Source organism: Isoptericola luteus, from assembly GCF_020297055.1.
GTDB classification, from domain to species: domain Bacteria; phylum Actinomycetota; class Actinomycetes; order Actinomycetales; family Cellulomonadaceae; genus Isoptericola; species Isoptericola luteus.
Map to the genome: position 1 here is coordinate 9,210 of NZ_JAIXCQ010000020.1, position 10,055 is coordinate 19,264.

General features: G+C 72.1%; 9 protein-coding genes and 1 pseudogene. 7 read left to right on the forward strand and 3 right to left on the reverse strand.

The annotated features are described in order from the left end of the window. On the reverse strand, nt 1-968 hold a 968-nt coding region (locus tag LEP48_RS18055; protein WP_225566963.1), incomplete at its 3' end, for a M15 family metallopeptidase. 103 nt (nt 969-1,071) lie between these two features. Between LEP48_RS18055 and LEP48_RS18060 the strand changes: the two genes are divergently transcribed. Beyond that, a complete protein-coding gene (locus LEP48_RS18060; RefSeq protein ID WP_225566593.1) occupies nt 1,072-2,343 on the forward strand; it encodes an MFS transporter in 1,272 nt (423 codons plus the stop codon). A gap of 27 nt (nt 2,344-2,370) precedes the next feature. Here LEP48_RS18060 and LEP48_RS18065 read toward each other — a convergent pair whose 3' ends face one another. Continuing rightward, nucleotides 2,371-3,378, reverse strand: coding sequence for an epimerase (locus tag LEP48_RS18065; RefSeq protein WP_225566594.1), 1,008 nt, complete (start codon nt 3,376-3,378; stop codon nt 2,371-2,373). A 46-nt stretch (nt 3,379-3,424) separates the two neighbouring features. Between LEP48_RS18065 and LEP48_RS18070 the strand changes: the two genes are divergently transcribed. Beyond that, nucleotides 3,425-4,066, forward strand: a complete 642-nt coding sequence (locus LEP48_RS18070; RefSeq protein WP_225566595.1) for a TetR/AcrR family transcriptional regulator — start codon at nt 3,425-3,427, stop codon at nt 4,064-4,066. Between the two features lie 53 nt (nt 4,067-4,119). Here LEP48_RS18070 and LEP48_RS18075 read toward each other — a convergent pair whose 3' ends face one another. Beyond that, nucleotides 4,120-4,530 carry a VOC family protein gene (locus LEP48_RS18075; RefSeq protein WP_225566596.1) on the reverse strand — a complete coding sequence of 137 codons (411 nt, stop codon included), beginning with the start codon at nt 4,528-4,530 and terminating at the stop codon, nt 4,120-4,122. Nucleotides 4,531-4,631: 101 nt separating this feature from the next. Between LEP48_RS18075 and LEP48_RS18080 the strand changes: the two genes are divergently transcribed. From LEP48_RS18080 to LEP48_RS18100, 5 genes and pseudogenes are all read left to right on the forward strand, one after another. Next, nucleotides 4,632-5,756 carry a helix-turn-helix transcriptional regulator gene (locus LEP48_RS18080; protein ID WP_225566597.1) on the forward strand — a complete coding sequence of 375 codons (1,125 nt, stop codon included), beginning with the start codon at nt 4,632-4,634 and terminating at the stop codon, nt 5,754-5,756. Then, complete coding sequence (locus tag LEP48_RS18085) at nt 5,753-7,396, forward strand: DHA2 family efflux MFS transporter permease subunit (RefSeq protein WP_225566598.1); 1,644 nt, start codon at nt 5,753-5,755, stop codon at nt 7,394-7,396. Before LEP48_RS18080 ends, LEP48_RS18085 begins: the two co-directional genes overlap by 4 nt. A 236-nt stretch (nt 7,397-7,632) precedes the next feature. Continuing rightward, nucleotides 7,633-8,235, forward strand: coding sequence for a DUF6318 family protein (locus tag LEP48_RS18090; RefSeq protein ID WP_225566599.1), 603 nt, complete (start codon nt 7,633-7,635; stop codon nt 8,233-8,235). A gap of 215 nt (nt 8,236-8,450) precedes the next feature. Continuing rightward, a complete protein-coding gene (locus LEP48_RS18095; protein ID WP_225566600.1) occupies nt 8,451-9,203 on the forward strand; it encodes a hypothetical protein in 753 nt (250 codons plus the stop codon). 334 nt (nt 9,204-9,537) lie between these two features. Then, nucleotides 9,538-10,055 (forward strand): annotated as a pseudogene (locus LEP48_RS18100) (UDP-N-acetylglucosamine 1-carboxyvinyltransferase); the annotation flags it as partial.

The window sequence follows — 10,055 nt, forward strand, 5'->3', positions numbered from 1 at the left end:
CCGGCACCGCCGGTGCGGGCCCACGCCGGGTTGTCCCAGCCGTAGGTGGGTCCGAACGCGGCCAGCCAGTCCCAGCGGGAGCCGGCGTACGACTCGGCGCAGATGTCGACGGCCAGACCCCAGCCGTGGTTCGACGTGCCCGGCGTGGCGGCGAGCGTCGGCTTGGCGGCCTTCACGGCGACCTGGTCGCCGTAGGTGCGGTAGCCGTCGGTGATGCACAAGGGCTCGCCCCAGGTCGCGATGTACGCCTCGTTGAGCTGGGCGAGGGCGACGGCGGCGTCCGCCCGGACCTTCGTGCGGCCGTCCCACAGCGTGCAGAGCTCGCTGGCGGGGACCTGCCCGTTGGTGCCGAGCCCGGCGATCTCGCCGTCGCACCCGGGCAGCACGGGCTCCGGTGCGGGCGCGATCCTGCCCTCGCCCACCGTCTCGACGGACAGCGTCGTCTCGGCCGGGACGGAGACCTGCGAACCGGTGGTGGCCTGCTCCGCGGGCGCGGTGCGGACCCCGCTGCGCGAGGCGGCGTCGTCGCGCGCCTCCAGCGCCGTGGCGGCCTGCGTGACCGCGCGGAGGGTGCCGGTCGTGGGCCGGTCGTCCACCTCCGGCGCCGCGGCCTGCGGCGCCGTGGCGGTGAGCGTCGTGGTGGTGGCGACGGCGACGGTGAGCCCGACGCCGATCCCGGCCCAGCGGTTCGGGGTGCGCCGGGGGCCGTCGGCCGAGCCGGACCTCGTCGTCGGCCTGGTCTTCGGCGCGGTCTTCGACGGCGAGGGGGCGGTGCTCCTGGTGGTCTGCGTGGTGGTCTGCGCGGTGGTCTGCAGACCGGTCTGCAGGCCGGCCTGCACCGTGGCGGGTCGGGCCGCCGGGGTCGCGCCGGTACGGGGACGGCTCCGGCCGCCGCGGCCTGGGTCGCGCCGGCTCGGGAACGACGGCGGAGCGTCCTGGGTGCTGCCGTGAAGGACCTGCGTTGTCATGCGACCTCTTTCCGTGCCGGGGCCGCTCGGCCCGGCAGGAACGTACCGCACGGACCGGTCTAATGTCACGAAACGATCACGGCGACCGCGATAGGTTCGCCGGATGCGTCATCCCGTCCCGCTGGGCTCCTCGGCGGTCGCGGCCGTGCCGGGGTTCCGACCGTTGCTCGCGATGTCGGCGCTGGGCTTCTCCGGATACGCGCTGCTGCTGCCCGCCGCTCCGCTGTGGGCGGTGCACGGTGGCGCGGGCGAGGGTGGGGCCGGGCTGGTGAACGCCGTGCTCATGCTGGCGACGGTGCTCACGCAGACCACGGTGCCGTGGGTGCTGCGGCGCGCGGGGTGGCGGCTCACGATGGCTGCCGGCGTGGTGCTGCTCGGCGTGCCGTCGCTGCTGTTCATGGCCACCGACCAGCTCGGCTGGCTGCTCGCGCTGTCCGCCGTGCGCGGCACCGGCTTCGCCGTCCTGACCGTGTGCGGCTCGAGTGCCGTCGCCGCCCTCGTCGACGGCCCGCGGCACGGCCGCGCCATCGGGCTGTACGGGCTGTCCGTCGCGTTCCCGCAGCTCGTGCTGGTGCCCAGCGCGGCCTGGATCGCCGAGACGCTCGACTTCCGCGTCGTCTTCGCCCTCGGCGCCCTGCCGGCGCTCGCGGTGCCGTTCGCCGTGCTGCTCGGGCGGCGGCTGGACGCCGCGGAGGCCGCCGCCGCGTCCGCGGCTGCCGGCGCGTCCTCGGCTGCCGACGGCGCGGCCCGCGACGGTGGCGATGACGGCGGCGATGACGGCGGCGACAGCGCGGCGCCCGGCGGCCGCCTGCACACCCTGCGCGCTCTGGCGATGCCCTCGCTGGTGCTGCTCGCGGTGACGACGCCCGGCGGGGCGCTGCTGACGTTCGCCCCGCAGTTCGCCGGCGACGCCGGCGCGGCGGTGGCCGGGCTGCTCGGGTTCACCGCCGCGACCGCGCTGTCCCGCTGGGGAGTGGGCGGACTCGCCGACCGGTTCGGGCCACGGGCGTTCCTCGCGCCGCTGCTCGTCGCCTGCGCGGTCGGGCTGGTCGTGTGCGCGGGAGCGATCACCGGGGGCGGCGCCCGGCCGGTCCCGCTCGTGCTGGGCATGACGGTGGTGGGCCTGGCCTACGGCAGCCTGCAGAACCTCACGCTCGTCGCCGCGTTCGCCGCCGTGCCGTCACGGCAGCACAGCACCGCCAGCGCGGTGTGGAACATCGGCTTCGACGCCGGCACCGGCCTCGGCTCGCTCGTCGTCGGGTTCGTCGCCGCGGGAACCAGCTTCGCCGTCGGCCTGCTCACGACGGCGGTCGTGTGCGTCGTCGCGGCCGTGGCGGTCGGTGTCGCGGGACGACGCCAGAGCGGCGACGCCTGACCGCGGCGCCCCCCCGGACGAGCACGACTACCGGGCGCGGTGGTGGACGGCATCGTCAAGCGCCGGGCCGAGGTCGGGCCACGCGAAGGTGAACCCCGCCCGTGCGAGCCTCCCGGGCAGCACCCACCGGCTCTTGAGCAGCAGCTCGGACTCGTTGCGGAGCGCCCAGAGCGCGGGCTCGAGCAGCCACCGCGGTGCGGGCAGCCCGAACGGCGCGCCGACCGTCCGTCGCAGCTCCGCCATGAGGGTGCGGTTGTCGACGGGGTGCGGCGCGGCGACGTTCACCGGCCCGGCGAGCGACGCGTCGTCGTCGACGAACCGCACGGCGCGCAGGACGTCGTCGAGGTGCACCCACGAGAACATCTGCCGCCCGCGGCTGCGGTGCGCGGGCGCCGGCCCGCCGGTCGGGTGCTCGCCGATGCCCCGGTAACGACGGTGGCCGAACCACCACCCGTCGAGCTGCGGCCCGCCGACGCCGAGCCGTGCCACCTGCGCGAGCTGGTCGGACGCCGGCCCGCCCAGCACGATGGCCATCCGCAGCGCCACGCGACGCGTGCCCGGCAGGTCGCCGCCGAAGAACGCGTCCTCCCAGCCCCGGGCGACGTCGACGGAGAATCCGGTGCCCAGATCGCCGTCGTCCTCGGTCTGGGGGCGGTCCAGCGCGTACCGGTAGATGGTCGCGGTGCTGGCGTTGAGCCAGAGGCGTGGGGGCCGCGCCGCCCCGGAGACGGCGTCGTGCAGCGCTCGCGTGGTCGCGATGCGCGAGCGCAGGATCTCGTCGCGGTGGGCGTCGGTGTAGCGGCACCCGACGCTCTTGCCCGCCATGTTCACCAGCAGGTCGGCGCCGTCGACCAGGCGCGCCAGGGCGCCGTCCGACCAGCGGGCGTCGGGGCCGTCGCGGCCCACGCGGGCGACGTCGTACCCGCGGTGGGTCAGGTCCTCGACGACCGCGCGGCCGATGAACCCGCTCCACCCCGCGACGACCGCTCGCCTCGGCGTGGGGGAGGGGACCATCATCGTGGACTCCGATCTCATGTTGATCACTCGATTAAGTCAGTCGATCAAAGCATAGGATCGGGCCATGGCGGAAGCGGCGGTGCAGCGCACCCGGGGCAGGAACGCCGACGAGACGCGCCGTCGGCTGCTCGACGCCGCCGACCGGGTGCTGCGCGAGCACGGGTACGCCGGCACCTCCGTGCGGACCGTCGCCGCCGCGGCAGAGGTCAACCCGGCGCTCGTCTTCTACCACTACGGCGGGGTCGACCCGCTGCTGCTCGCCGCGCTGGACCGCGCGAGCGAGACCCGCCTGGCCGAGCATCGCGAGACCGCCGCGCAGGCGCGCACCCTCGAGGAGCTCACGGCGGCGGCCGTCACCATCTACCGCACCGACGTCGAGCGCGGGTACCTCGCCTCGTTCAGCGAGCTGGTCGCCGCCGCGGTGACCAAGCCGGCACTGCGCGCGGAGATCAGCACCCGGGCGGAGGTCTGGGTCGCGTTCGTCGAGGAGCACTGGGAGCGGGTCGTCGGCGGGACGCCGCTGGCGCGCCTGCTCCCTGCGCGCGAGGTAGCGAACGCGGCGATCACGTTCTACCTCGGCGCCAACCTGTTCTCCGTCATCGACCCCGACGGCACGCGCACCGAGGACGTGCTCGGCCTGGCCGGGCGGCTCGCGCCCCGGGCGTCGCTGCTGACGATGCGGCTGCCCCGCCGCCGCGAACGCTAGGTGCGCGGCGGCGAGGGCTCCGCGCCGTCGCACTCAGGCGCGGTCAGCAGCCCTCAGCCGCGCAACGAGGCGAGCACCTCCTCGTAGTGGGCGTTCTCCATCACCCCGAGCACGTTCCCGAACGGGTCGAGGACCGACGCGGTCACGTATCCCGGGCCGCGCTCGACGGGCGCCTGGTGCTCCGTGGCGCCGAGCGCGAGCAGGCGCTCGTGCGCGGCGCGGGCGTCGTCGACCGCCCAGTACGCGACGGCACCCGCCGCGCCGTCGGGCTGCGGCGGGGCGAACCGCCGGTCCATGATGCCGAGCTCGTGCTGGTAGTCGCCGATGCGGAACTCCGCGTAGGCGAGGGCGCCGTCCGCGTCCCGGGCGAAGTAGGCCTCGGCGTCCAGCGCCTTGGCGTACCAGTCGCGGGCGGCGGCGACGTCGTCGGCGAGGTACGTGATGGTGGTGAGTCCGCGCAGCATGGTCGTTCCCTTCGGTCAGGGCGTCGGGCGACGCCTCCTGAACACCATCGTGGGCGCCAAAGTGCTCACCGACTGAGCACTTTGTGTGCCAGTCTCGGAGCATGCGTGCCGACCGGCTCATCCAGGTCCTGCTCCACCTGCAGTCACGCCCCCGGGTGACCGCCGCGGAGCTCGCCGCCGACCTCGAGGTCTCCGTCGCGACCGCCCGCCGCGACCTCGAGGCACTCTCGACCGCCGGGGTGCCCGTGTACTCGCAGCCGGGCCGCGGCGGGGGCTGGTCACTCCTGGGCGGGTCGCGCACCGACCTGTCCGGCCTCACCGCGCCCGAGGCGCGCGCACTGTTCCTCCTCGCCGGGCCCGGCGCCGCGTCGTCCGACGACGCCCGCGCAGCGCTCCGCAAGCTCGTGCGCGCCCTGCCCGCCACCTTCCGGGCCGAGGCCGAGGCGGCCGCCGCGGCCGTCGTCGTCGACCGAGAGCGCTGGAGCACGACCGGGCGGGAACGGCCCGCAGGGCTGGGCGAGCTGCAGCAGGCCGTCGTCGAGCGCCGGCGTGTGCGCATCGACTACACCGGCGCCACCGGGCGCACGTCGCGGCGCGACGTCGACCCCTGGGGCCTCGTCGACAAGGACGGGATCTGGTACCTCGTCGCCGGCACGCCGCACGGGTCCCGCGCGTTCCGGGTGGACCGCATCGGCGGGCTCGAGGTCACCGACGAGCACTTCACCGTGCCCGCCGGCCTGGACCTCGGCGCCGAGTGGGAGCGGGTGGTGGGCGAGGTGGAGGAACGGCGCTCGGCGACGTGGACGACCGTCGTCGTGCGCGCCGAGCATGTCGGCGTCCTGGGCGCGCAGTTCGGGCGCCACACGCACGTGGAGGGACCCGTGCCTGGCGGCGGACGCGACGGTGGCGACGATGGCGACGGGGGTGATGTCGACGGGGGTGACGTCGACGACGGGGACGACGGGGACGGCAGCCGGGCGCGGGTGCGCGTCGGAGCGCCGACGCCGCTCGACGTCGCGCGGCACCTGGCCGGCTGGGGAGCGCAGGCCGACGTCGAGGGTCCGCCCGAGGTGCAGGCCGAGCTCGCCCGCCTCGGCGCGGAGCTCGTCGCGAGGTACGGGCCGGGCGGACAGTGCGCCCGGGCGGCGACGAGGCCGGGCTGCCGCGCGTCGTCCTCTCTGATCGGGAGCGGTCGTCAGGGGTGCGTGCCAGGCTCGTCGTCATGACCGACACGTCCGGGCGCGCCCCGGTGATCCCGCTGGTGGACCTTGGCGGCAGGTCCGCATGGAGCGTGCTCCCGCCGCTCATCCTCGGGTTCTTCATGATCATGGTCGACACGACCATCGTGAACATCGCGATCCCGACCCTCACCGAGCAGTTCTCCGCGTCGCTCATCGAGGTGGGCTGGGTGAACAGCGCCTACCTGCTGTCGTACGCGGTGCTGATGCTGCTCGCCGGGCGGTTGGGGGACCGGTACGGGCAGAAGGCCGTGTTCATCGTCGGGCTCGTCGTGTTCACGGTCTTCTCGTTCCTGTGCGGGTTCTCCGGGAACATCGGCTCGGCGCCCGAGATCGGGTGGCTCATCGCGTTCCGCGTGCTGCAGGGCGTGGGCGCGGCGCTGATGACGCCGCAGACGATGTCGATGATCACGCGCGTCTTCCCGGCCAGGCAGCGCGGGGCCGCGCTGGGGCTGTGGGGCGCGACGGCGGGCGTGGCGACGATCGCCGGACCGCTCCTCGGCGGCGTCTTCGTCGAGACCGTCGGCTGGGAGTGGATCTTCTACGTGAACATCCCGGTGGGGGTCGCGGCGCTCTGGTTCTCCGTCACCCGGCTGCCGCACCTGCCCTCGCACGGCACGACGCTCGACCCCCTGGGCGTCGTGCTGTCGCTCGTGGGTCTGGGCGCCGTCGTGTTCGGCCTGCAGGAGGGGGAGAACTACGACTGGGGGCAGATCTGGGGCCCGGTGACGGTGTGGAGCCTCATCGGTGCCGGACTGCTGGTGATGGTGGCGTTCGTGGCCTGGCAGTACCGGATGGGGGCGGACGCGCTGCTGCCGCTCCGGCTGTTCCGGTCGCGGAACTTCTCGCTGGCCAACGTCGACGGCATGGTCGTGACCTTCGCGATGATCGGGATCTTCTTCCCGCTGACGATCTACCTGCAGTCGATCCTGGGCCTGACGCCGATCCAGGCGGCGCTCGTGATGATGCCGGGCTCGTTGGTGTCCGGGGTGGTCGCCCCGATCGCGGGGAGGCTGTCGGACCGGGTGCCGGCCAAGTGGGTGGTCGCCGCCGGGTTCACGGGGATCGCCGGGTCCGTGGTGTGGCTCGCGGCCGTCCTCGACCCCGCCCTGTCCCCGTGGGTGCTGGTCTGGCCGATGGCGCTGTTCGGGGTCGGGACCGGCCTGACGTTCTCGCCGTTGTCGAACCTCGCGACCTCCGGCCTCGACGCCCGCACCGCCGGCGCCGGCGCAGGGGCGTTCAACACCAACCGGCAGGTGGGCGGCGTCATCGGGTCGGCGGTGGTCGTCGCCGCGTTGTCCTCACGGTTGTCCGTGACGGTGCCCGCGGCCGCGCAGGAGCTCGCGACCAGCCTGCCCCAGCAGTACCGGCAGTCGTTCGTCGACGGCATCACGCGGGCGAGCGGAGACCTCGGCACCACGGCCACCGGGTCCGTCCAGCTGCCCGACGGGGTGCCCGCGGACATCGCCGAGCAGGTCGGAGCCGCAGCGCAGCAGGCCTTCGTCGCCGGGTTCGCCGACGCTGCGGCGCAGACGTTGTTGCTGGTGGGGGCGGTGCTGGTCATCGGCATCGTGTGCGCGGCGCTCATGTCCGCGACGCAGCACCACGAGGACGTCGAACCAGTCTGAGCGCCCCTCCCTGCGCGAGTTGTCAGGTTCACGTTGATCGGAACGTGCACGTGGTCCTGACAACTGCTGGGCGTCGGGAGTTGTCAGGACCACGTTGATAGGAACGTGCACGTGGTCCTGACAACTCGCGTGGGGCTTCTCGTCCACAGGACGTTCCGACACGATCGCGTCAGATCCCCTAGTGTCTCCACGTTGTCGTGTCTCCACGTTGTCGTCGTCGACCGAAAGCATCCCGTATGCCTCGCGCAACGCTCGCCGCCACTGCCGTCGGCCTCGCCGCGGTCCTGCTCCTCGCAGGCTGCGGCCTGGACGGACCCGAACCGCCGCCCGCCGCGTCGGAGTCCACGACGCCGGGGCCATCACTCTCCGCGTCACCGTCCGTGTCGCCGAGTCCCACGTCGACGGTCGCCCCGCCCGAGCGCCCGGCGGAGATGGACGACGACGGTGCCGCAGGTGCCGAGGCTGCGGCGGTGTACTTCAAGTTGCTCGATCCGTACATCATGAAGACGGGCGACACTGCCGAGTGGGAGGCGATGTCTCACAAGACGTGCCAGACCTGTGCCAACAGGCTCGAGCAGTCGCGCGAGATTGCCCAGAATGGGGACAAGTTTCACGGCGGTGAAACTCATGTACGCACTCTGCAAACTTACGAACAGGATCCTTCAACGGGGATCTGGCCGATTGATCTTCAAGTAACAACGGGTGCCGTTGAGATTACCGATCCCGCTGGTGAAACAGTCTTCTCGTACGAGAAGGTCACTTATTCGATCCGAATCGAGATGTCACGGGTTGGCGAGGACTGGGCCGTCGTCGGAGTCTCCAACCTTGACGAGGAGTGACCATGTTGAAGATGGGTGCAGTCTTCATGATTTCGGGAGCGCTCCTTCTTGGGTCCTCGAACGATCGCACATATGATGCCGATGTTGATGACGTCGACGACACTGCTACAGCGACCGCAATCGGCTCGTCGAACGCCCAGCATCAGAATGATCAGGATGATTCGTCTCAGGCAGGTCCTGAAGATAAGTACGTCCGGGTCGACGCGGTCACGTGCTTGCAGCTGAACGACACGAACTATCTGCAGGACATCGTGGATGCGCCGGGGGCTTGTGATGCGGGCGAGGCCGGCTTCATGGCGGACCCGGACTGTGACGAGTACTGGTTGGCGCCGTTGTGGGTCCAGCGGGTCCGTGACGACGGGGGCTACGGCGCGCCCGAGCAGCTTTCTGACGGGCAGTGTGTGACTCCGGCGGACCTGGCGGTGGAGGCGGCGCGGGAGTTCGCGGTGATGAAGGTCCCGACGCCGCCGGTGACGGTGCAGGGCGGTGAGCCGATGCTCGTCAACGTGCACTACCCGGCCTACACGACGGCTGAGCCGCAGGAGCTCGAGGCCGTGCTGTTGGACGTGCCGGTGGTGATCCGGGCGGATCCGGCGCAGTTCGTGTGGGACTTCGACGACCCGTACTCGGCCGGTGGCGGCACGTTGACCACGACGGAGCCGGGGCGGGCGTGGAGCGAGGGTGATCCGTTGCCGGACGCGTCCTGGGTGGGGCACACGTACAGCCGGCTGGGGGAGCCGGGCACGGACGTGGGGACTGCTGTCGACGCGGAGGGGGACGTCTACCGTTCCGGGATCGAGGTCTCGTTGACCACGACGTGGCGGGGCAGCTTCCGCATCCAGGGCAGCAGCACGTGGACTGCGATCGAGGGCACCATCACGACCACCAGTACGACCGCTCCCGCGACGGTCACCGAAGCGCGCACCCGCCTGGTCTGCGAGGACCTCCACGGCAACGACGTCTGCTGACCCTCGCCGTGTCAGGGCCTCGACCACCGGAAGGTCCACGTCGTCCTGACAGCTCGCGGCACTGCCCGGGCGGTCGTCACGGGCACCCTCGGAGACTGCCCACAGGGTGAGCCCGCGTCTCGCGCTATGGTCGGACGGCTCTCGCGTTCACAGTGCGTGGCGAGTGAAGGTGTGGTGAACGTGAATACCTGGGCGCTGGCGCGTGTTGGCACCACCGGGTCGGGCGGGGCAGTATCGACGGCGCCTCTCCAGACCGTGCACCCGGCACGGCCGACCGCGCCGCGTCGGCGGCGCCACAGACGATGCAATCGTGAGACGGGACGACGACGAAGATATGAACGATCTGCTGTACGTGAACGGTGGTACTCCGCTCGAGGGCACGATTACGGTGCGCGGGGCGAAGAACTTCGTGTCCAAGGCGATGGTGGCGTCGTTGTTGGGTGAGTCGGCCAGTGTGTTGCGTAATGTGCCGCAGATTCGTGATGTGGGTGTGGTCACGGGTTTGTTGGAGCTGCATGGTGTGACGGTGGCGTCGGATCCGGGTGCGGGGACGTTGGTGCTGGATCCGTCGAACGTGGAGTCGGCGCATGTGGCGGATATTGATGCGCATGCGGGGTCGAGCCGGATCCCGATTCTGTTCTGTGGTCCGTTGCTGCACCGGTTGGGGGAGGCGTTCATCCCGGATCTGGGTGGGTGTCGGATCGGGGATCGGCCGATCAACTACCACCTGGACATCTTGCGGCAGTTCGGTGCGGTGGTGGACAAGCTGCCGAACGGGATTCATCTGCGGGCGCCGCGGCGGTTGCAGGGGACGAAGATCGCGTTGCCGTATCCGTCGGTGGGTGCCACGGA